Annotated in this window: 20 protein-coding genes; 10 read left to right on the top strand and 10 right to left on the bottom strand. The window is 43.9% G+C overall.

Annotated features, from left to right (window positions below; all coding sequences use genetic code 11):
* Window positions 1–77: 77 nt before the first annotated feature.
* Window positions 78–1070, bottom strand: a complete 993-nt coding sequence (locus tag DEO27_RS25105) for a homoserine kinase (protein WP_112568274.1) — start codon at window positions 1068–1070, stop codon at window positions 78–80.
* Window positions 1071–1153: 83 nt separating this feature from the next.
* Window positions 1154–3604: a bifunctional aspartate kinase/homoserine dehydrogenase I gene (thrA, locus tag DEO27_RS25100; RefSeq protein WP_112568276.1), complete on the bottom strand. Its 2451-nt coding sequence runs from the start codon at window positions 3602–3604 to the stop codon at window positions 1154–1156.
* A gap of 532 nt (window positions 3605–4136) precedes the next feature.
* Here thrA and rsgA point away from each other — a divergent pair.
* Window positions 4137–5057, top strand: a complete 921-nt coding sequence (gene rsgA / locus DEO27_RS25095) for a ribosome small subunit-dependent GTPase A (protein WP_112568278.1) — start codon at window positions 4137–4139, stop codon at window positions 5055–5057.
* A gap of 245 nt (window positions 5058–5302) precedes the next feature.
* Here the strand turns inward: rsgA and DEO27_RS25090 are convergent, their stop codons facing one another.
* Window positions 5303–6496 carry a serine hydrolase domain-containing protein gene (locus DEO27_RS25090; protein WP_112568280.1) on the bottom strand — a complete coding sequence of 398 codons (1194 nt, stop codon included), beginning with the start codon at window positions 6494–6496 and terminating at the stop codon, window positions 5303–5305.
* A 132-nt stretch (window positions 6497–6628) separates the two neighbouring features.
* The gene (locus DEO27_RS25085; RefSeq protein WP_112568282.1) at window positions 6629–7867 is read right to left on the bottom strand and encodes a cystathionine gamma-synthase family protein; all 1239 of its coding nucleotides are present in this window, start codon (window positions 7865–7867) and stop codon (window positions 6629–6631) included.
* A 184-nt stretch (window positions 7868–8051) separates the two neighbouring features.
* Here DEO27_RS25085 and dtd point away from each other — a divergent pair, with 184 nt between their 5' ends.
* From dtd to DEO27_RS25065, 4 genes are all read left to right on the top strand, one after another.
* On the top strand, window positions 8052–8510 hold the full coding sequence (dtd, locus tag DEO27_RS25080) for a D-aminoacyl-tRNA deacylase (RefSeq protein WP_112568284.1): 459 nt from the start codon (window positions 8052–8054) through the stop codon (window positions 8508–8510).
* Between the two features lie 103 nt (window positions 8511–8613).
* Window positions 8614–9471: a KilA-N domain-containing protein gene (locus DEO27_RS25075; protein ID WP_112568286.1), complete on the top strand. Its 858-nt coding sequence runs from the start codon at window positions 8614–8616 to the stop codon at window positions 9469–9471.
* A gap of 5 nt (window positions 9472–9476) precedes the next feature.
* Window positions 9477–10805 (top strand): APC family permease, encoded by a 1329-nt coding sequence (locus DEO27_RS25070; protein ID WP_112568288.1) that lies wholly within the window; start codon window positions 9477–9479, stop codon window positions 10803–10805.
* A gap of 107 nt (window positions 10806–10912) precedes the next feature.
* On the top strand, window positions 10913–12559 hold the full coding sequence (locus tag DEO27_RS25065; RefSeq protein WP_112568290.1) for a M28 family metallopeptidase: 1647 nt from the start codon (window positions 10913–10915) through the stop codon (window positions 12557–12559).
* Between the two features lie 198 nt (window positions 12560–12757).
* Here DEO27_RS25065 and DEO27_RS25060 read toward each other — a convergent pair whose 3' ends face one another.
* The 3 genes from DEO27_RS25060 to DEO27_RS25050 form a co-directional block, all read right to left on the bottom strand.
* Window positions 12758–13120: a TM2 domain-containing protein gene (locus DEO27_RS25060; RefSeq protein ID WP_112568292.1), complete on the bottom strand. Its 363-nt coding sequence runs from the start codon at window positions 13118–13120 to the stop codon at window positions 12758–12760.
* 326 nt (window positions 13121–13446) lie between these two features.
* Window positions 13447–13755 (bottom strand): DUF2752 domain-containing protein, encoded by a 309-nt coding sequence (locus DEO27_RS25055; protein ID WP_223818047.1) that lies wholly within the window; start codon window positions 13753–13755, stop codon window positions 13447–13449.
* Complete coding sequence (locus tag DEO27_RS25050; RefSeq protein WP_112568296.1) at window positions 13748–14158, bottom strand: DUF4199 domain-containing protein; 411 nt, start codon at window positions 14156–14158, stop codon at window positions 13748–13750. Before DEO27_RS25050 ends, DEO27_RS25055 begins: the two co-directional genes overlap by 8 nt.
* A gap of 156 nt (window positions 14159–14314) precedes the next feature.
* Here DEO27_RS25050 and mfd point away from each other — a divergent pair, with 156 nt between their 5' ends.
* On the top strand, window positions 14315–17662 hold the full coding sequence (gene mfd / locus DEO27_RS25045) for a transcription-repair coupling factor (RefSeq protein ID WP_112568298.1): 3348 nt from the start codon (window positions 14315–14317) through the stop codon (window positions 17660–17662).
* Between the two features lie 164 nt (window positions 17663–17826).
* Here mfd and DEO27_RS25040 read toward each other — a convergent pair whose 3' ends face one another.
* The 3 genes from DEO27_RS25040 to hpt form a co-directional block, all read right to left on the bottom strand.
* Window positions 17827–18348 (bottom strand): transposase, encoded by a 522-nt coding sequence (locus DEO27_RS25040; protein ID WP_112568300.1) that lies wholly within the window; start codon window positions 18346–18348, stop codon window positions 17827–17829.
* Between the two features lie 193 nt (window positions 18349–18541).
* Complete coding sequence (locus DEO27_RS25035; protein WP_112568303.1) at window positions 18542–19042, bottom strand: hypothetical protein; 501 nt, start codon at window positions 19040–19042, stop codon at window positions 18542–18544.
* Window positions 19043–19137: 95 nt separating this feature from the next.
* The gene (hpt, locus tag DEO27_RS25030) at window positions 19138–19677 is read right to left on the bottom strand and encodes a hypoxanthine phosphoribosyltransferase (RefSeq protein ID WP_112568305.1); all 540 of its coding nucleotides are present in this window, start codon (window positions 19675–19677) and stop codon (window positions 19138–19140) included.
* A gap of 147 nt (window positions 19678–19824) precedes the next feature.
* Here hpt and DEO27_RS25025 point away from each other — a divergent pair, with 147 nt between their 5' ends.
* From DEO27_RS25025 to DEO27_RS25010, 4 genes are all read left to right on the top strand, one after another.
* Window positions 19825–21054 carry a M16 family metallopeptidase gene (locus tag DEO27_RS25025; protein WP_190295442.1) on the top strand — a complete coding sequence of 410 codons (1230 nt, stop codon included), beginning with the start codon at window positions 19825–19827 and terminating at the stop codon, window positions 21052–21054.
* Window positions 21055–21071: 17 nt separating this feature from the next.
* A complete protein-coding gene (def, locus tag DEO27_RS25020) occupies window positions 21072–21644 on the top strand; it encodes a peptide deformylase (protein ID WP_112568308.1) in 573 nt (190 codons plus the stop codon).
* A 170-nt stretch (window positions 21645–21814) separates the two neighbouring features.
* Window positions 21815–22699 (top strand): sugar phosphate isomerase/epimerase family protein, encoded by an 885-nt coding sequence (locus DEO27_RS25015; protein ID WP_112568310.1) that lies wholly within the window; start codon window positions 21815–21817, stop codon window positions 22697–22699.
* Between the two features lie 108 nt (window positions 22700–22807).
* The gene (locus tag DEO27_RS25010) at window positions 22808–23350 is read left to right on the top strand and encodes a peroxiredoxin (protein ID WP_223818046.1); all 543 of its coding nucleotides are present in this window, start codon (window positions 22808–22810) and stop codon (window positions 23348–23350) included.
* Window positions 23351–23365: the final 15 nt, after the last annotated feature.

Below are 23365 nucleotides of genomic sequence, written 5' to 3'. Positions count from 1 at the left end.
ATTGCTTCGTACCTTATAATGACATGGCTTTTATTGGGTTGACTTAAAACTTATAACTCAAAATTTCAGACTTAGGACTATCCCAAAACCTTAGGCCCTGCGTCATTAATGGTTGATACGTAACTGTTTGAGCCGATCTTAAGACCGGTTAAATGTTGTTGTAGCTTTTGGGTGATGGCGCGGGCGGTTGCTTCATCTTTAGTAAAGGCAAATACCGAAGGACCTGAGCCCGATATACCAAAGCTTACAGCGCCGAGCTCCATGGCCATTTCGCGCATTTTATAAAAGTCGGGGATCAGCATAGAACGTACAGGTTCAACCAACACATCTTTCATGCTGCGGCCAATCAGGTCGATATCCTGCATAAACAAGCCGCTCACCAGGCCGGCGATATTGCCCCACTGGGTTACGGCATCCTTCATCTGGATATTTTTGCGGATGATCTGACGGGCTTCCCTTGTTGGTACATCCACATCCGGGAATACGATAGCGCACCACAGGTTTTTAGGATGCGGCAGCCTTACCACATCAAGCGGCTCATAACTGCGGATGAGCACAAAACCACCGAACAGGGCAGGGGCAACGTTATCCGCGTGACCATGACCGCAGGCCATTTCCTCGCCTTTCATAGCAAAAGGCAACAGTTTTATTGGATCGGCATCATCACCTAATAATGTTTTGATGGCAAACAAACCGGCAACAGTACTGGCCGAGCTTGAGCCCAAACCACTACCGATAGGCATTTTTTTATGTAGCTCGATATCCAAACCAATATCGCTACGGCCAACACTTTGTAAATAATGCTGAACACTAACACTTACCGTGTTTTTTGCCGGATCAAGCGGCAGGCGACCGTCATCGCCGGTAATTTTGCTGATGGTGATGCCCGGTTTGCCGGTCAGGCGCATGATTACCTCATCACCAGGCTCATCAACCGCGAAACCCAGTACATCAAAACCGCAAACCACGTTGGCCACAGTTGCCGGAGCAAAAACCTTAATTCCCCCCCCGCCCCCTAAAGGGGGAGCTGATGGAGTTGGCTTCTTTAAATCATTTACTGTATTTTCCATTATTCAAAATATCAAACTTTAGTTCCCCTTCAGGGAAACAGAGGATTAAACTATTTCACCCCCTTTAGGGGGCCGGGGGGCTCTTAATTTGCACCCACGTTTATTAAATCAGCAAATACGCCGGCGGCGGTTACTTCGGCACCTGCGCCAGGGCCTTTTACAACTAGTGGGCGCTCGCGATACCTGTCGGTAGTGAAGGATATGATGTTATCACTGCCCGACAGCATGTAGAACGGATGGTTTTCATCAACCATTTGCAGGGTGATGCTTACTTTGCCATCCTCCAGTTTACCAATATAGCGTAATACTTTGCCGTCTTTTTCGGCTGCATCTTTTAGTTTGGCAAAATGCGCATCTTCAGTTTTTAGTGTCGCGTAAAAATCTTCAACGCTTTTTGCTTCCAGACTTGCTTTTGGCAGTACGCTTTCAATTTCTACATCACTTTCTTCGAGCGCATAACCGGCATCGCGGGCAAGGATGAGCATTTTGCGCATAAAATCCTTTCCGCTCAGGTCGTCGCGCGGATCTGGTTCGGTATAGCCCTTGTCTTGCGCCTCTTTTACCACATCGTGGAAATTGGCATCACCCTTAAAGTTATTAAAGATGAACGATATAGTGCCCGAAAGTATTGCTTCAATGCGTTGCACCCTGTCGCCGCTGTTCATTAGGTTTTTAAGGGTATTGATGATTGGCAGACCGGCACCAACATTGGTTTCATAAAAGAAATCGACGCCATGGGCGCGGGCGGTATCCTTAAATGTACGGTATTGCTGATAGCTGCCAGAGTTGCCTATTTTATTACAAGTGATCACCGAGATATTGGCTTTAAAAACCTCTTCGTAAAAACCAATCGGAACCGGGCTTGCAGTGTTGTCGATAAACACACAGTTTGGCAGGTTCATTTCTTTCATACGGTTGATGAATGATTGCAGATCGGCCTCATAAGGAGATGCCTGCAAATCATCCTGCCAGGTATCTAACGAAATACCATCACTGTTGAATGTCATTTTGCGGGTATTGCTGATACCGGCTATTTTAACCTGGATGCCGTTATTGTCTTTCAGATACTCGCTGTGGGCGTTAAGCTGGTTAAACATAGTTTTGCCGATGTTGCCGGTGCCCAGGCAAAACGCGTGCAGGGTTTTGGTAAGCTGCACGAAGAAAGCGTCATGTACGGCGTTCAAGGCTTTTGATAAATCGTTGGCCGAGATGATCACCGAGATATTATATTCTGACGAGCCCTGAGCAATAGCCCTTACGTTAACACCATTACGGCCAAGCGCATGGAACAATTTGCCCGACATGCCAGGCGTTTGTTTCATGTTTTCGCCTACGATAGCCAGGATAGCCAGATTTTTTTCGATTACTAAATGCTCCAGTTTTTTGGCGGCAAGTTCCAGTTCAAACTCCTGCTCTATGACTTGTTTAGCCTTTTCGGTATCCTGTGGCTGAACAGCAAAGGTGATGCTATGCTCAGATGATGATTGGGTGATCAGGATCACGTTGATCTGCTCGCGGGCAAGCAGGGAGAATAAGCGGCCGCTAAAGCCCGATTTGCCTACCATGCCGCTACCTTCTAAATTGAGGATGCTAATATTGTTGATAGATGAAATACCTTTAATTGGCAGGGTAGAGGCCTTGCAATCATGACGGATTACGGTACCTGCAAACTCGGGCTCAAAAGTGTTTTTGATAACGATAGGGATCTTCTTTAAGAACGCCGGGATCATGGTTGGCGGATAGATCACCTTGGCACCGAAGTAAGAAAGCTCCATAGCTTCGGTATAAGTAAGCTCGGTTAAAGAGAACGCTTTTTTAACCATGCGCGGATCGGCGGTCATCATGCCGTTAACATCTGTCCAGATCTGGATTTCCTGCGCGTTTAGTGCCGCGCCAAAAATGGCAGCGGTATAGTCAGAACCACCGCGACCTAAAGTTGTGGTTTGCCCGGCATCGTTTGAGGCGATGAAACCGGTAACGATTAATGTTTTGCCTTTATTTTCGGCATACAGGCCCTGTACCAGTCTTTCGGTAAGCTCGGTGTTTACCTTGGCATTGCCGAAAGCGCTGTCGGTTTTGATCACGTCGGCAGCATCAACAAACAGTACATCGCCAAAATGCTGGGCGGCAACTTTGCTCACCATAAGGGTTGAGCAGCGCTCACCGAAGGCCAGCACCTGATCGCGCGTTTTCGGGGTAAGTTCGCGAAGAGTAAGCACGCCCTGTAAAAGTTCTTCCAGTTGGTTGAAGTGAATTTTTAAACGGGTAAGCGCCGGGTTTTGGTTTTGAACATCCAAAAGGGCTTTTACCGTATCAAAGTGGCGTTTTTCCAATTCGGCCAAACCGGCGGTGAACTCTTTACCGTTTGCCGCGTCTTCGGCCATAGCCGAAAGCAGGTTGGTTACGCCGCCCATGGCAGATAATACTACCACCGGCTTCTCTTCATTTTTTACTTCATCCTTCAGGATGCTTAACAGGGTTTGGATACTGGCTGCCGATCCAACGGAAGTACCTCCGAATTTTAAAACTTTCATTTATGGGTTAGTAATCGTTCTATAACAAAAAAACCTTCCTCTTTGCGGAGGAAGGTTTTTCTTTTGGTTTTCATTTTATGTTTTTACACCATACGATTATCTTCCTCCGAGGTTTATGCCGGTGGTAATAATAATTGTAGTAATGGTGTTGTTAATTGTCATATATAATGTCTGTAAAGTAAGTAGATTATTTTTTAATAAGCAAGGATTATTTTACAAATTATGATTTTCGCAATAATTATCAGGTAGTTGGGTAGGTAAATGATGGATTTGATAATGAGGGCGATAAGTAAAAGGTTTTATCATGGGCTATGTGTTACTGGAGGTTGACAAAGGGGACTGCGGAGCTATCGAGCTTTAAATAAAAACGCGTCATTGCGAGGTACGAAGCAATCCCCAATTCGCAGAGCGGCTAAGCAAGTCCCCTATAAAGTCGGGGATTGCTTCGTGCCTTACAGCAATGACGATAGTATAAGAGTCTGATCCCAGAATCTGCAATAAATTTAATTTGCTACTTTTGAGGCTCGATAATATGCAGGGATTAATAACAAAATCAACCGGAAGCTGGTACCAGGTACAAACCCCCGATGGGCAAAAGATAGATTGCCGCATTAAGGGCAAGTTCCGTATAAAAGGTATTACTACGACCAACCCTATCGCGGTTGGCGACGTGGTTGACTTTGAAATGGAGCCAGATCGTGAAGACGGTGTGATCACTAACCTGCATCAACGCAAAAATTATATCATCCGTAAGGCAATTAACCTGAGCAAACAGGCGCAGATCATAGCTGCCAATCTTGATCAGGCCATACTGGTGGTAACACTCGCGTCACCGCGCACCTCCCTCGGTTTTATCGACCGTTTTTTGGTAACCGCCGAAGCCTACGATATCCCGGCAAGGTTGGTATTTAACAAGCTTGACCTTTTCAGCGACGAAGGCCTGGAGATTTTAGCCGATTATAAGGCTATTTATGAAGATATCGGCTATCCCTGCTATGAAGTTTCGGCGCTTCAGGGAACTAATATCAGCCAGGTACAGGACCTGCTTAAAGATAAGGTAACCCTGTTTTCGGGTCACTCCGGTGTTGGTAAGTCAAGCTTGATCAACGCGCTGCTGCCCGAGCTGGAGCTACGCACCCACATGATATCCGATTGGAGCGACAAGGGTATGCACACCACTACCTTTGCCGAAATGTTTGAGCTGCCACAGGGCGGCTTCATCATTGATACCCCCGGCATCCGCGAACTGGGCGTTATCGACATTGAAAAACCGGAGCTCGGCCATTTCTTCCCAGAAATGCGCGAACGCATGAACGAATGCCGTTTTAATAATTGCCGCCACATTAACGAACCCGGCTGCGCCGTGCTTGAAGCTTTGGAAGAAGGCGAGATTTCGCCGACACGTTATGATAGTTACCTGAGTATTTACAACGGGAACGACACAAGGGCTTAGCGAGAGGCAAGACTGTTAGAGTCAGGAAGCAGGAAAAAAGAATCAGGACTGTTAGAATCAAGAGCCAGGAAAGCAAGCATTTTTTAAGCAAGGCCTCGTTAAAAAATATGTCATTGCGAGCGCAGCGTGGCAATCTCGTAGCCAATGCATGACCGATCTGTATAGTTACGAGATTGCTTCGTCGTTCCTCCTCGCAATGACATTGTTTTTTAGGCTGATGATCACCTCGCTATTTTTAGGTTTACTTACTTCTTCGCCGCCTCCTTCACCAACACATCAACAATAGCCTGCTTATTAGGCAGATATTTATTAGTTAGGAACAAGCCTCCTTTGCCAGTTGTGGTATTAAAAAACAAAAAGGTTCCAATGCCCGGATCATCGCCATCATGACCAATGGTGCCATTGGTGTACAGGTTCCAGAAAATGCCCTTATTGCGGTAGGTTAAATTGATGTTTTTGGGCGGATGCTCTTTACTGAACTGCGCCGTAAACATGGCCTGATATGATGCTTCGGTTAGCAGTCTTTTGTCATGCCTGGCAATCGCCATTAAATACTTGCTCAAATCTTCAGGCGAAGTCTTGAGGCCACCGTCGGGATAAGTAACCAGGTCATATAACGGAAACCGGTTCTTGAGGTCGAGATATAAATAAGCGTGATTTTTTAAATCCATATCTGGGATATGCCAGTCTGAATGATCCATTTTTAACGGTTTAAGAATATATTTCCTGGTGAAATCCGCGTAAGTAAATCCCGATTTAATCTCGATAAGATATGCCACCAGCGCCGAACCGATGTTGCAGTATGAGGACGTGCTTCCCGCGGGCCCTTCGCCAAAATTGGCTTTGCTGTAATACTGGCCTTGTGGCGATAAATAGTTAAAAAAGAATTGAGCCAGGGTAGTATCCCTTAGTTTATCGCCAAAGCCCATCTGATTCAGGGTGTTTATCGAAACACTGTCATAAGCCCTTAGTTTAGGATAAAAGTGATAGCTGTAGTGATAAATTTCGGGGTTATCAACAATGCCCGATGTGTGGTTGGTTAATTCCCTGATGGTTATTTTTCCGTTGGGATCATTAGGATTGGTTACTTTAAAAGGCAACACATCGTTAATGTCTGTTTCCAATGTAAAATACCTTAACTCGATAGCTTTCATCAAAGCAACGGCTATAACTGTTTTGCTCACCGAGCCAATGTTTTGAATAGTGCTGGCCGAATAGGGGACCTGGTTGGCAACATCGGCATAGCCAAAACCATGCGAGTAGGTAATTTTACCACCATCGGTCATGATCACATACATGCCGGGCAGGCTTTCCGTCGTAAAGGCCTGCTGCAATTTAGTTGTTAAAGAATCTGGGTTGGTTTGTGCTGCAATGACGTTTGACAGCAGCACGAAGGTCAGAATGGAAAGAAGTGTTTTCAAGGTTTTATAGGTTTTCATATGTCTATATTACAACAAACAGAATATAAACCCCTATTGGTTATTGAAAATTATTTTGCATGCTGATAAGATAGTTTTGCCAAATAATCATTCAATAAAAAAGGCCTTGTGAATAACACAAGGCCTCAGTATTTATTCGCCTAAAGCGGTTTTGAAATCTTCAAGTAAATCGTCAAGGTCTTCAATACCTACCGACAGACGGATCATACTTTCGGGGATGCCCATTTCGGCGCGGCGTTCGGCACCAAGCTCAAAGAAAATGGTTTGAGCAACCGGGATAGCCAATGTGCGCGTATCACCAAGGTTGCTTGATTTTACTACCAGTTTCAGTTTATTCAAAAATGCAAGGCAATCGATACTTTCATCCAACTCGATGCTCATCAAACCGCCGTAGCGGGCGAAGAGCTCGCCTGCCAAAGCATGCTGTGGGTGCGACTCGATGCCTGGATAAAACACCTTTTTAACCATCGGGTGATTATCAAAATATTTAGCCAGCGCCAAAGCATTGCTGCAGGCACGGTCAAGGCGTAGAGCTAATGTTTCGGCACCTACAGAAATGCTGTGCGCAGCCTCTGGCGATAACGTACCACCGCCGTCACGTAAACCTTTCTTGCGGATCTGGGTCATGCCCAGATTCTCTGGTTTAACAGTTGCTTTAAAGCCGGGGAAAATGTTTGGATAATTTGCCCAGTCAAACAAGCCGGTGTTGGTTACCGCGCCACCAAGGGCATTGCCGTGACCGCCAATGTATTTGGTAAGCGAGTTAATTACCAAACTGGCTTTAACGTTTATCGGGTTAAACAAATATGGCGAGGTCATGGTGTTATCAACCACGTACATAATGCCTTTCTCTTCGCACAGGTCGCCAATGTTTTTAAGATCGGCAATTTGAGTGGCGGGGTTGGCAATGGTTTCAACAAACACCATGCGGGTATTTTCTTTTACTGCCGCGCGTACATGATCAACGTTGGTAGCATCAACAAAATCAATGCTGATACCCATATCAATAAAGGTTTGGAAAATGCTGCGGCTGTTACCAAACAGGAATGAGCTGGCTACAATATGATCGGTACCTTTAATAAGCGCCATTACCGTTGCCGAAATAGCCGCCATACCGGTTGAGAAAGCGATACTTGACACACCATTTTCCATTTGGGTTACCTTTTGCTCTAAAGCGGTAACGGTAGGGTTACCCTGGCGCGAATAAGCGTAGCCGCTTTTTTTGTTCTGGAAAATATCAACCAAATCCTGCACATCTTCGTGTCCGTAGGTTACCGAGGTGTGAATGGGTTTATGCAATGAACCGTGTTCGGGTTTGCCCAAACGGTCGGCATGTAATATGGTGGTAGTGAAGCCTCTTTTGGTACTCATTTTTTATCCTATTAATTAGATATACATAATAGCGGTTGCGAACTTAATTAATTACGCCCTAATTAAACGAATGATGGGCTACGAAAATTCATTAACCGGCCGAATTGACACTAATGTTATCAAAATAGTACCCGGAAATTTGCGAAAATCGTTTTATTCGTAAAAAATTAATGTTCGATAAGATATGAGAGCTGTTCTGCAACGCGTTACCCAGGCAAGCTGTACTGTTGATGGAAAAGTCACCGGTGAGATAGCCGCCGGCTTTTTGGTTTTATTAGGCATTGAAGATGCAGATACCGCCGAAGACCTGCAATGGCTGGCCAATAAGATAGTAGGCATGCGTGTTTTTGGCGACGAGAACGGCCTGATGAACAAAGCCCTTGCCGATATTGATGGCGATATTTTGCTCATCTCCCAGTTTACGCTTTTTGCCCAAACCAAAAAGGGCAATCGCCCATCGTTTTTGAGGGCAGCTAAGCCCGATAAGGCCATACCCATGTATGAGCAGATGATCCAAACGCTTGAATCGCTAACCGGCAAAAAAGTAGCCACCGGTATTTTTGGCGCAGATATGAAAATCAACCTGCTGAACGATGGCCCGGTCACGATTATCATGGATACCAGGGATAAGGATAATCATTAGAAATGATCACTGTTGGGTGGCTACAAGTGCTACAAAAAAATAAAAATATTAACGTATAAGTTATATTTTTATAGCTTATTGTAATCCGACTTAAACCAATTCAATGAGTAAAATTAAAGTTGAGGGGATTGAGATTTCTTTTTTTTCTGTTAATGAGAGTGATTTTATCTCTTTGACGGACATGGCTAAAAGCCAGCATGAAAATATTATTATCACAAAATGGCTTAGTTTAAAAAACACGATTGAATATTTGGGCGAATGGGAGATCCTTTACAATAAAGATTTTAATTATACCGAATTCGGTATAATTAAAAATGCGGCAGGTAGTAACAGTTTTGTATTGTCTGTAAAAGAGTGGATACAGAAAACAAATGCAGTTGGGATAACTGCCAAAGCCGGAAGATATGGGGGCACTTATGCTCATAAGGATATAGCCTTTCAATTTGGAATGTGGATAAGTCCTCGATTTCAACTATTGTTGGTAAAAGAGTTTCAAAGATTAAAGGAAGAAGAACAAAAGCGGCTTGGATCAGAATGGGATTATCGTCGCTTTTTATCAAAGGCTAATTACACTATACATACTGCCGCAGTTAAAGATTTTGTTATTCCAAAACTAAATATTGAAAAAGAGAAAGAATGGCTGATTTACGCAAGTGAGGCCGATTTATTAAGTGTTGCCGTATTTGGTTATACTGCGAAGCAATGGCGTGAAGCAAACCCCAAGCTTCATTTGAAAGGGTTAAATATGCGAGATTTAGCAGATGCCCATCAATTACTTGTTCTTTCAAATCTTGAAGGCTACAATGCTATATTAATTGAGCAAGGGATTGAAAAACTCCAACGCCTGCTTTCATTAAAAAAAGCAGCAGAACAGCAGATCAAAGCATTAAGAAACTCCATTTATACGGAGGAAAAAATTCAAAGCCCGTTTTTACCGGATAGAAAAATCAAGAACGAGTAATAAAGATGCCCTCTGCAGCCTCATTAAAAAAAATACGTCCGATACAGCTTGTCGCTGTTATTTTCTTTACTGTATCCGGTGGCCCCTACGGCCTCGAGCCGCTGTTAAGCTATGCCGGTGATCATGGGGCATTGATCATTCTGCTGATAACCCCTTTAATGTGGGACGTGCCGGCCATTTTTACAGTGCTTGAACTGAATAGCATGATGCCGATAACCGGAGGCTATTATAAATGGGTGAAATATGCACTCGGCACACATTGGGGTTTTATTGAAGGCTGGTGGACCTGGCTTTATACATTTGTAGACCTGGCCATTTATCCCGTGCTGTTTGTACAATACGCCGGTTTCTTTTTCCCCGAGCTGTTAAACTTTCAGATCCCGGTTTGTTTGGTGATCATCTGGGCATCGGCAGGTTTAAACATTTTGGGTATTATGCCGGTGGGCAAGGTTTCGGTATTTTTAAGTGCTGCTGTACTCGCGCCAATTATCTTGCTGATAGCATTGGGCATATACCATTATAGCGGAGCAATGCATATTCCGGCAACTTCACTAAAAGGGTTAAGTTTTCCATCATTCGGGATGGCATTATATACTGTAATGTGGAACTGCCTTGGCTGGGATAACGTCACTACCTATGCCGAAGAGGTTGAAAAGCCGGTGCGCTCTTACCTGGTTTCTATTTTTACTGCTTTTGCCCTGGTGATGGTGGTATACTTTTTTGCCATTTGGGTTGCCCAGCAATCGGGCATTAATCATGATACCTTAACCGATAGCGGATTCCCGGCATTGGGTGTGCTTATTGGCGGGCATTGGCTGGGGATAGTGGTGGCAGCGGGTGGCATGGCCAGCACTTTGGGTATTTACACCGCGGTATTGTTATCCGTATCGCGTGTGCCGCAGGTAATGTCCGAAGATAATTTATTGCCCAAAGGGCTCAACAGGCTTCACCCTCGTTTTAAAACCCCCTTTATTTCCATCATTATCTGCTCTATAGTGGTAAGCTTTATGGTGTTGTGGACTTTTGCCGACCTGCTCATCATCGATGTAACGGTTTATGGCGCCGGGCTTTCGTTAGAATATATCGCGCTTATAAAACTCCGCGTTAAAGAGCCGTTAAAAGAAAGGCCATTCCGCATCCCGCTTAGCGTTACGGGGTTATGTTTGGTTTTACTGTTGCCATTTATTGTTTACAGTGTGGCGCTTGGCGGGGCATTAAGCTCGACGCCAAAAGCGCTTTCTGCTGCCATATTCGCGTTGGTAGCTTTATCAAGCGCGGAGGTGGCCTGGCAACTGATCAAGCTAAGCAGGCCCGAGTTGAAGCTTAAAAAATAACGGTAAATGAATAATTCCGGCTAAAATCCTCCTCGTGGAGGGTGCCCATTGGATAATTGCCGGGGATTTGTGTAAATTCGGTTCTTTCTCAAAAATTTCTCATCAATATGAAAATCAAACACAGATACCTAATGCTCTTAGGCGGTCTTGCTATTTTTGCAGGCTGCCAGAATAACAAAAACGTACCCGCCGAAAAAGCCATTACCGCTGCCGAAATCAAAAAGTATATCTCGGCTTTAGCTAATGATTCGATGATGGGCCGCAAGCCTTTCACCGCCGGGGAAGACAAGGCTATCAAATACATCTCCGAGCAATTTAAGGCAGCCGGACTTGAGCCGGGTAACAACGGAAGCTATTTTCAGGATGTACCCATGGTGCAAATCATCAGTACGCCATCGCCTGTAATGGAGATCACCGGCGGTAAAACTCCGCTAAGCCTTAAAGCTACTACTGATTTTGTGACGTTCAGTCGCCGTGAGGTTGATTCGGTAACGCTTAAAAACTCGCCGCTTGTTTTTGCGGGATATGGCGTTGTTGCGCCGGAATATCACTGGAATGATTATGCCGGCCTTGATGTTAAAGGCAAAACTGTGGTGGTGTTGGTGAACGACCCAGGATTTAAAAATGGTGATCCTACATTTTTCAAAGGCGATACCATGACCTATTACGGCCGCTGGACTTATAAGTATGAAGAAGCTGCCCGCCAGGGAGCAGCGGGAGTGCTCATCATTCACCAAAAAGAACCGGCAAGTTATGGCTGGGAAGTAGTGGCTAACAGTAATACCGGCGCCAAACTTTACCTGCAGCAAAAAGATAAGCATATGAACCGTTGCAAGGTTGAAGGCTGGATCACCGAAGATATGGGTAAAAAGCTATTGGCTGAGGCCGGCATCACAGGCGATTTTCGTGCGCTGGCCCGCAAAAAAGATTTTAAGGCTATCCCGCTAAAACAGTCTGTTAACCTCACTATTACCAACCAGTTGAAGTACTCTACATCGCACAATGTTATAGGTACACTCAAAGGCAGTTCCAAACCGGATGAATATATCTTGTACACAGCCCATTGGGACCATCTTGGGGTAGGTAAGCCCGATGCTAAAGGCGACAGTATTTATAATGGCGCTGTTGACAATGCCGATGGCGTTGCAGCTATCATAAGCGTAGCAAAAGCTTTCAGCAAGGCAAAAGAAAAACCAAAACGCTCTATCGTGTTTTTAGCAGTTACTGCCGAAGAGCAGGGTTTGCTGGGTTCAGAATATTATGCCACTCACCCAATTTACCCGGTTAACAAAACCGTTGCCGACCTGAATATGGACGCCTTGGGTGATTATGGCGAAACCAAAGATATCGCCGTAACCGGTAAAGGCCAGAACGAACTGGAAGATTACGTTGATGAGATTGTTAAAGCGCAAGGCCTGAGCACGGTTGGCGACAGGCATCCCGGTTCTGGCAGTTACTACCGGTCAGATCATTTTAACTTTGCTAAAGTGGGGATCCCGGCACTTGATATTAACAATGGAAGCATCAGCGTAATACATGATGGCAGTTATGGCGAAGCCAAACAAAAGGACTATGGCGATAACCGATATCACCAGCAGGCAGATAATTATTCTGACACCATGGATGCCACCGGTATGGCGCAAATAGCTAATATTCTGTACGAGGTTGGCACCAGGCTGAGCAACGAAACAACTTTCCCCGGTTGGAAAAATGGTTCGGAATTTAAAGCGATAAGGGAGAAATCGATGAAATAAAGGTACAGATGTCATTGCGAAGCGAAGCGTGGCAACCGCACAGGAGCACAGCCGCCCTGTAGAGCATGCGATTGCTTCGTCGTTCCTCCTCGCAATGACATGATTTTGGTTGTTTATGTTCAATATAAAAAAATCCACCCCGTAACAGAAGGTGGATTTTTTTATTGATATATAGTGAAACTATACCCTTAAAGGGATTTAGTTGCTCATTTTAGCGATGTTGAAGCTTTCATAGGCCATTTGCCTGTTGTAATCGTTGGCGATGGTTTTATAGTTGATCAGGTCGACAATGGTACCGATGAAACAGAAACCGGCGGTGAAAAAGTAAAGGATCCCCATACCAATCTGATCTGTCATGAAGCGTTGTACGCCGGATACACCAAGGAAGCCGGCAAGGGTAGCGAACATGATATCTTGCGGGTTGCGCCTTTTACTGGCATAAAATGACATAAAAGTACGGGCCTGGTCTTCTGTTAGTGAGGCAGTAGCCTGTTGCAGAAATGTATATTCTTCGGAAGTGATACCGTCGAATGACATATATGGATTTTGATAAGCGTTCATCTCAGTAAGTTTTAAAGTTTGCGATTGTTTTATGATATAAAGGTACGGCGGTACCCATAAAACGCCTACGGGAGATAGGTTAGCGGAGATAAGTAGTCGGTGAAATGAAGGGTTTTGACGGTGAAAAGTATCGGGGAAATCTTACCGATGGGTAACTAAAGATGTGTCATTGCGAAGCGAAGCGCGGCAATCGCAAGGAAGCAAATCCGCTCTGTACAGCATGCGATTGCCACGTCGCGCCCATGCGCTTTCCCGTCGCGCTCCTCGCAATGACATGTTTTTTGACTTTAAGTCCGTGCCGGCGTTAACAACATACCCAATAAGAATCAAGTTAAGCTTTTAAACTGACTTCTCTCCATCAACCTCGCCTTGGTGAGTACATAAATGCGGTTGAAGATCACGGCTACGGCAGGGATGCCAAGCCAGTGTGCACGGAACGAATTGCTGATATCGCCGTGAAAAAGATAAATAATACTATGCCCCAGGCCACAGCCAGGGCACCAGCCAATGCCCATTAGCTTGAGGGGGCACAGCGTAAAGTGCGACGCCTCCGTTGGCGAACTCATAGCCAACGAAAGCATCGCTGCTGTCCAGAACAATAGTTCGAAATATTTTGAAAAATAACGCTTAATCAAGTTTATTTGCTTTGTTGGCGAACAATAATGATACCGCGAAGGCGAGCAGTACCCCAACTATCAACGCACCAAAAATCCGTTCAGAAAAATCCTTTATGTTATCGCCCGATGATGATACATAGCTGATATAAAGGATAGAACCAAAAACGGCTATGATACCGCCTACTATTAATATTTTAAAGCTTTGAAAAAGGGCCTCTAAAAACCCCATCTGGCCGTTACAGTCGTTTTTTCGATAACTCATGATACCGAAGAAAAGCCCGATGGCCGGTATTATAAATGAAAAGTATTCGGCCGGGGATACCACATCTTTTTGCGGCATAACGCCTAAACGCGGCATGGCAAAAATCCAGATAATACTTAGTATGCCAATAATGCCCCCTGATAAAACTGCATTCTTCATAATTATAAATTTATATAGGTTTATAAGTGCGTCTATGCTTGTTTACACGCATAAATTTATCATTAAAAAGTAAATAAGTCTGCATATTGTTTTCATTAATTTTTACCATAACGCTTTTTAATTTGGTTTTTCTTTTTTACTTATCTTTGCGCCGATTTGAATATCCGTGATATATTAGACAGATACAAAGCTGATGACCGGATCAAAGCGTTAGCTACCGCGCTTAACGCGTCAAAAAATCCGAGAGTGCAGTTACGTGGTTTGGTGGGATCAAGCGATTCGGCCATGGCGGTAGCATTGTATTTTCTGCAGCATAAACACATGGTGTTTGTACTGCCCGACCGTGAAGAAGCGGGTTATTTTCAGGCCGACCTGGAAAACCTTACCGGTAAAGAAGCTTTATTATTTCCTTCATCGTACCGTAAGCCATTTGAATTTACCCAGCCAGATAGCAGTAATGTGCTTGCACGTGCCGAGGTTTTGAATGAGCTTAACCATAGTACAGAGTACGGCCAGCTGATTGTTACCTATCCCGAAGCCCTGGCCGAAAAGGTGATAGATCGTTCCTCGCTCGAAAAAAACACACTTGAAATAGCTGTTGAAAATAAACTCAGCATCGATTTTATCAATGAATTTTTAATAGAGTACGATTTTGAGCGGGTTGATTTTGTGTATGAGCCGGGGCAATTCTCCATTCGCGGTGGTATCGTTGATATCTTCTCGTTTTCGCACATGCTCCCTTACAGGGTAGAGTTCTTCGGCGATTACATCGAATCCATCCGTACGTTTGAGATCGAAAGCCAGCTATCGGCAGAGCGGGTTAAAAGCATTACCATTGTACCTAATGTACAATCTAAGTTTTTAACCGAAAATAATATCTCCCTGTTGGAATATGTTGAGCCTGGTACGCAGGTGTGGATAAAAGATGTTCAGTTTACGCTGGATATTATCCAAACCGGGTACAAAAAAGCGGTAAACCTGTGGAAGGCTTTATCTGCCGATGAGAAAGCTCAAAACCCGGAATGGATTGACCCTAAGTTTGGCTTCACCGACGAAAAGCTGATTGCCGATCAATTACATGATTTTCCGGTGGTGGAGTTTGGTAAGCAGTTCTTTTATCATGATGCTATCGTTGTCAATTTTGATATGCGGCCGCAGCCATCGTTCAATAAAGACTTTACGCTGCTCATCCACAACTTTAAAAACAACGAGGCCGAAAAGATTGAGAATTTCATCCTGACCGATTCGGCCAAGCAGGTTGAGCGTTTATATGCAATTTTAGATGATCTGGATAAAACGGTAAAATTTACGCCCATAAGTATTTCGGTACGCGAAGGTTTTATCGACCAGGAACAAAAACTGGCCTGCTATACCGATCACCAGATTTTTGACCGTTACTATAAATACAAAACCCGGAAGGGCTATCAGCGTTCACAAGCTATCACCCTTAAAGAACTTCGTGACCTTAAACCCGGCGATTACGTTACCCATATAGATCATGGCATAGGCAAATATGCCGGATTGGAAAAGGTTGATGTAAACGGCAAGCAACAGGAAATGATCAGGCTCATTTATGCCGATAACGACCTGCTGTATGTGAACATCAACTCGCTTAACCGCATTTCTAAATTCAGCGGCAAAGAGGGCTCTGTTCCCAAAATGAATAAGCTGGGGACTGATACCTGGGAACGTCTTAAGAAAACAACAAAAAAAAAAGTTAAGGACATAGCCCGAGATCTGATCAAGCTTTACGCCCTCCGTAAAGCCCAGCACGGTAATGCCTTTTCGCCCGATAGTTATCTGCAAACCGAATTGGAAGCATCGTTCCTTTACGAGGATACGCCCGATCAGGAAAAGGCCACTGCCGATTTCAAAAAAGACATGGAATCGCCACACCCTATGGATCGCCTCATTTGTGGCGACGTAGGCTTTGGTAAAACCGAAGTGGCTGTTCGTGCTGCATTTAAAGCTGTTGCTGATAGCAAGCAGGTGGCCATACTGGTACCTACAACTATCCTCGCGGCACAGCATTATAAAACTTTTACCGACAGGCTCAAGGGCTTCCCTGCTAACATTGATTATGTTAACCGTTTTAAGTCAACCAGGCAGATCAAGGATACCTTAGAGAAACTGAAGGAAGGCAAGGTTGACATCATCATAGGCACCCATCGTTTGGTAAGTAAGGATGTGAAGTTTAAAGACCTTGGCCTCATGATCATTGACGAGGAGCAGAAGTTTGGCGTATCAACCAAAGAAAAGCTGAAACAGATGCGCGCCAATGTGGACACACTTACGTTAACTGCAACGCCTATCCCACGTACGCTGCACTTTTCGTTAATGGGTGCACGTGACCTTTCTATCATATCAACGCCGCCGCCAAACCGTCAGCCGGTTGTTACCGAGTTGCACGTGTTTAATGATAAGCTCATTAAGGAAGCAGTAGAATTTGAAATAGACCGTGGCGGACAGATCTTCTTTATTCATAACCGTGTGGCCGATCTGCCGCAATTGGGAGGGATGATCCGCAAATTGGTCCCTAAGGCCCGTATTGGTATAGCGCACGGGCAACTGGAAGGTGACGATCTGGAAGACGTGATGTTGAAGTTTGTGAACCACGAGTATGATGTATTGGTTGCCACAACAATTATTGAGGCCGGGTTGGATATTCCTAATGCCAATACCATCATCATCAACTACGCCCACATGTTTGGCCTGAGCGATTTGCACCAGATGCGTGGCCGTGTAGGGAGGAGCAATAAAAAAGCATATTGTTATCTGTTAAGTCCGCCATTGTCAACACTTACCAGCGAGGCCCGTAAACGTCTTAGCGCCATTGAAGAGTTCAGCGACCTGGGCAGTGGTTTCAACGTAGCCATGCGAGATTTGGATATCCGCGGAAGCGGTAACCTGCTTGGCGCCGAGCAAAGTGGTTTCATTGCCGAAATAGGCTTTGAAATGTACCACAAGATATTGGACGAGGCTATTCAGGAGTTGAAGGATGATGAATTTAAAGAGGTATTCCCTGAAGATAAACCTCGGCCATACATTTCTTTCACCCAGATAGATACCGACCTGGAGATCCTGATCCCTGATGAATATGTGACTAATCTCTCTGAACGATATAACCTGTATACCGAGCTTTCTAAACTGGAAAACGAAGTTGAGCTAAACGCTTTCAGGCAAAAACTGCACGACCGGTTTGGCCCTGTTCCGCCGCAGGTTGACAGTTTGCTGAACACCATGCGTTTGCAATGGCTGGGCAAGGCTATTGGATTTGAAAAAATCTCGCTTAAGAAAAACGTGTTGAGGGGTTACTTTATCACCAACCAACAATCAAGCTATTTTGAAACGGAGGCTTTCCGCAATGTGCTCGATTTTGTAAAAAATAATCCAAGGCGTACTAATTTAAAAGAGGTTAAGAACACGCTTCGTTTGGGCATTGAGGGTATTGATAGTGTTGATGAGGCGGTGAGGATGCTGAGTGAAGTGGCGGGGATAGCGTAATTATCCTTTCATACTTTTTCCCGTTGCCGTGCCCTCACGGCAACATCGCTTTCAATAAAACGAGTTAGCGTGGGGACACGCCAACGGGGACTAAAAATGTGCCTTGATACCTCCACCTCCGGTTGCCGTGTCCTCACGGCAACATGCACACAACGCAACGTAATTCACATTGCATCCATATAATGCGTTAGCCAATCAAATTTCATATCGTCCTGATCATAAAACGAACATGATGAAAAATAATAATCATTAGGATCATCGGCCAAATTCCAATGGGCTTGCAGCGGATTGAGGTGAATATAGTCTAACTTTTGTTCTAACATTTTCCGATCAAGCACTTTTATAGGCAATGAGTTGGTTTGCCAGAAGAGGTAATTTCTATTTTTTAGGTTAGTTTCGAATTTTGTCAGGAATTGTTGATCTGTTGTTCGCAGTTCGTTTAAAAATTGATGACCGGTAAACTTCATGAAACTTGCAAATGGCTTTTCTTTACCATTCATCTTTGAGCCCGACCAAATGAGGTGAATATGATTTGGCATGATCACAAAACCATAAATTTCGATTTTTTTCTGCTTAACAAGATGAATCAGGCTGTTTAAAACAATGTGCTTAAATTTATCTGATTGCAATAGTGGGATCCAATTGTTAATTGTAGCAGTATAAAAATAGACCTCATCAAATTCCATTAAATAAACATAATAAGAATTGAGGGAATACCGTGGCCCAATAATTTAGTTTATCAGGTATGTTGTCGTTAGGGCACGACAACCTGGGCGGAGAGGGGGCATGGTGAATTTAATAAAAAAGCTATCGGATTTATCCGATAGCTTTTTTATTATTTTATCCTGTTGCCGTGTCCTCACGGCAACTTTAAACTTCTTAATAAACCGCGGTACTGTAAGTTAGCGTTTGCCCTGATTCCAGGAACAAGAGCGGCGCATGCGTTTTGTCCGAATCATTAATAACACCATCGCCATTAGTATCTTTAAACTTTACCGAACCTATTGTTGCAGCCGGAGTTTGCTTTGGGCTTGCGTCGATATCCGATTGTGTTTTGAAAATTCCTATCGGAATAAGGCCGCCGTAATAGCTTTTGCGGGCGCCGTTTTCAGCAACAACGTAATAGCCGCCAATATAGGCAACCGGTGCAGATATTTTTCCTGAAGCATCTGCAGTAAGTGTATATGCAGGGGCTTCACCGGTGTTGGGTTTATTTACGTCGTCGTATAATTTTACAGTCGCCCCGGCTGATCCGGCTCCGGTTAAGCCATCGGTTACAGTAATAGCAACATTTGAGGTTGTTGACGTTTCTTTATCACATGAAGAGAACAAGAACGATGCTGCTACGCAGCCTGATAAAAGTAAAGATGTATATTTCATAAACCCTAAAACGGCATAGGCCGGTCTTTGTTTTAATCGGGTGTTAAAAAAATTGCGCGCAACTTCCTATAAACCAATCGAAATGCCGGATTGCTTTATCCTACTTTTTTGTAAATATCGGCCAGGTTCCTGCCCATTTCTTTATAGTCGAGCCCGTAACCCACAACAAATTCGTTTTCAATTTCGAAGCCTATATACTTAAGTTCTTCTATTTTCTTTTGCAGGGCGGCCGGTTTTAGTAGTAACGAACACATTTTTAATGAGGCGGGCTCCCTTTCTTTTAATTTCTCAATTAAATAATGAGCGGTATTGCCGGTATCAACAATATCTTCAATAATAAGCACATCGCGGCCTTTTATATCAACGGTTAAATCAATATCCTCTCTTATTTTTAAAGTACTGGTGGTACCTCCATAATAGGAAGCCAGCTTGGTAAAATTGATCTCGCAGGGAATAGATACTTTTTTAATTAAATCGGCAATAAAAAGGAAGCTGCCGTTAAGTACGCCTACTAAAACCGGAACGGTGTCTTTAAAATCTTCGCTTATTTGTGCGCCAATAGCTTTCACCCTTTCTTCGATCTGTTGGGCGGTAATCATTGGTTCAAATTCAAGGTCGGCAATTTGTTTTTTCATTGGGGTCAGTCTTTTTGTTTTTCAATGTGTTAAATATTGCTATTTAACGGTAGATGTAGTTGGATTTAAGCGCCTAAAATACCATAAATCACTTACAATAGCGTGAAAAATAATTATGACTTATAAGCGTATCTTTGCAGCCGAATGATTGACTATCAACTTTATACTTTGCCCAATGGCATTCGTATACTTTACAAACACTGGCCATCGGCAATTACACATTGCTGTTTTATAGTAAATACAGGTTCGAGAGACGAGCTTCCGGGACAGGAGGGGCTTGCACACTTTATTGAACACCTGCTGTTTAAAGAAACCGAAAGGCGCAATACCAGCCAGATCCTCAACAGGCTTGAGCTTGTTGGTGCCGATCTGAATGCGTATACCACTAAGGAATATACCTGCATCCATGCGTCGCTGCTTAACCAGCATCTCGACCGCACGATGGATCTGTTTGAGGATATTTTATTTCATTCCACCTTTCCGGATGATGAGCAGGAAAAGGAGCGGGGTGTTATTTTAGATGAAATAGCATCTTATCTTGATCAGCCGGAAGAAGCTATCCAGGATGATTTTGAGGAGCTTTTGTTTAAGGGCCATCCAATGGGGCAAAACATTCTGGGAACTCCCGAAACGGTTGGCAGGCTTAATGGCGATGATATCCGCAACTTTATCTCGGCCAATTACAACACCACAGAAATGATTTTTGCTGTTCATGGCAATTATGATTTCAAAAAACTGGTGGCCATGTCCGAAAAATATTTCGGGCATGTACCTTTCAATCAGCTTCAGAAAAACAGGGTGCAGCCGGTGTTAAGCCCGGCCGGTATCCATCTCGTTAATAAACCTATTTCGCAAACGCATTGCATTATTGGTACGCAGGCTTATTCAACGGCACATGAACACAAATGGGGTTTGTTGTTGCTTAATAACCTGCTGGGCGGCGTTGGCATGAGCAGCCGCTTAAACCTCGAGATCAGGGAAAAGTACGGAATAGCCTATACTGTCGAATCAAACTATACCCCGTTAACCGATACCGGGATCTTCTCGATATATTTTGGTACCGATGCCGAAAAGGCGGCCAAGGCCTCAAAACTGGTGCATAAAGAGTTGAAGAAGCTGAGGGAGCAAAAGCTGGGTACATTACAGTTGCACCAGGCCCGGCAAAAATTTATAGGGCAAATAGCCCTGGCCGAGGAAAACCGCATGAGCCTTATTATAGCCATGGCCAAAAGCATGGTTGATTTTAACCGCATTGATACACTGGAAGAGATCTTTGCTAAAATTAACCAGGTGAGTGCCGAGCAATTACTGGAGATCAGCAATGAAATTTTTGATAATAACCGCTTGATAACTTTGCTATTTGAGCCTAAGCAATAATCCGTTATTTTTGCACGATGAAGTATCCTATCATTGCCTACGGTGATCCTGTTTTAAGAAAAAAAGCTACGGCCATTGAGCCCGACGAATACCCGCATATAAAAGAATTGGTTGAAAACATGTTTGAAACCATGTATGCTGCCCGCGGTGTTGGTTTGGCTGCTCCGCAGGTAGGTATGTCTATGCGTTTATTTGTGGTTGATGCTACCCCATTTGATGATGATGAGCCGGAATTGAAAGATTTCAAAAAGGCATTCATTAATGCTACTATTTTGGAAGAAACAGGTGAGGAGTGGGGCTTTAACGAGGGTTGCCTGAGCATTCCGGATATCCGCGAGGATGTATACCGCAAACCGGTTGTGCGCATGTCATACTATGATGCCGACTGGAAACACCACGAAGAGACTTTTAAAGGTATGGCAGCACGCGTTATTCAGCATGAGTATGACCATATTGAAGGTAAGCTGTTTACCGATAAGCTAAGCCCGCTGCGCAAGCGCCTGATCGAAAAAAAGCTTAACGATATTTCAAAAGGTATGGTTGATGTAGATTATAAAATGAAATTTCCGAACGTTAAAAAAGGAAGATAATTTTAAAAATATTGAATTAGAAGGCCGCTTTAGCGGCCTTTTTTGTTGAGCCTAATCCTGTTTGTATTATTTTTATTGGATACGGCATTAAACCAATCAATGTTGTTTGTGTCTTTGAATTGGCATTTTTAATGTGTTATATTTACACAACCAATCAAAAAACATAACCAATGACTACCAGACGCTCTTTCCTTAAAACCTCGGCGCTACTTTCAGCAGGCTTGCTGGCAGCTCCTAATTTGTTTGCTTATGATAAAAAATACATTGGCTTACAATTATATACTGTACGCGATGCTATGGCTGTCGATCCGGTTGCCGCGTTAGCAAAAGTTGCCAAAACAGGCTTCACATCTGTTGAAGGTGCAACCTATACCGGTACCGAATTATTTTATGGCATGCGTCCAAAGGATTTTGCCAATGTTTTAAAACAGAACGGCCTGATTATGCCAAGCGCGCACTATCGCTTAGGCGAAGAACTTGTTAATGGCGAACACCAGAAAGGTACCATCATGAACGACTGGAAAAAGGCTGTTGACGATGCTGCCGAAGCAGGTGTAAAATACATGGTTTGCGCTTATCTGTCGCAATCTGAGCGTGGCAACCTTGATCATTATAAAAACGTTGCCAACATGCTTGATATAGCCGGCGAAACCTGTAAAGGTGCAGGCATCCAGCTTTGCTACCATAACCACGATTTTGAATTTATCCAGGAAAACGGAAAATACCCTTATGAGATTTTGTTGGATAGTACCGATAAAAGCCTTGTAAAAATGGAGATGGACCTTTATTGGGTAACCAAAGCCAACCAGGACCCTATCGCGTTGATCAACAAGCATCCGGGCCGCTTCCCGTTATGGCATGTTAAGGATATGGATAAAACACCTGAAAAGAAATTTACTGAGGTAGGTAACGGTACTATCGACTTTAAAAAGATCTTTACCCAGGCCAAAAAATCAGGCCTTCAGTATTTCTTTGTTGAGCAGGATGTTTGCCCTGGCGATCCTTTCGATAGTATCAGCCAAAGTATCAGTTACATTAAGAAGAATTTGGTGTAATATTGCTTTTACACACAGATATAAGGGCCTGCAATTAAAACAAATTGCAGGCTTTTTTATTTCATAAGTACAAATCGCTGTGTGACACATTTAACGTAAGTAAGGAAAATGAGCCCAACCATGATCAAATACCTCATTGCCGTTTTACTGGCTTCGTTTCTTTTTGCCTGTGCCGCCGAAGCGCAAAGCAGCAAACAGCTTGTATCCGGCGATAAAATACCCACATTTTCGCTTACCGACCAAAACGGCAAAACCTTTAACACTGACGATTATGTAGGTAAAAAGGTATTGGTAATTTATTTTTATCCTAAAGATGAAAGTATGGTTTGTACAAAGGAAGCCTGCGCGTTTAGGGACAGCTTTGATAAATTTACCAAAGCTGGCGCTATGGTTATTGGCATAAACAATGGTACCGTAGCAAGCCATAAGGCTTTTGCCGATCATTATAAATTGCCTTTTACCGTTTTGAGCGATCCCGACAATAAGGTTTACGATATGTTTGGTGTAAAGAAAAAGTTCTTCATGTCTGGCCGGGAAACTTTTGTAGTTGACTTGAAGGGTAAGATAGTTTATACCCATGAGGCTATGTTACAAGGTAAAGAACATGCCGATGATGCTTTAGCGTTTATCAATTCGGCTAAAGCAAAATAGGTGGTAAGCTTTCTG

This window comes from Mucilaginibacter rubeus, assembly GCF_003286415.2.
Taxonomy (GTDB): Bacteria; Bacteroidota; Bacteroidia; order Sphingobacteriales; family Sphingobacteriaceae; genus Mucilaginibacter; species Mucilaginibacter rubeus_A.
The sequence above is the reverse complement of the archived record's forward strand: the minus strand, read 5'-3'. Positions and strand labels throughout refer to the sequence as shown.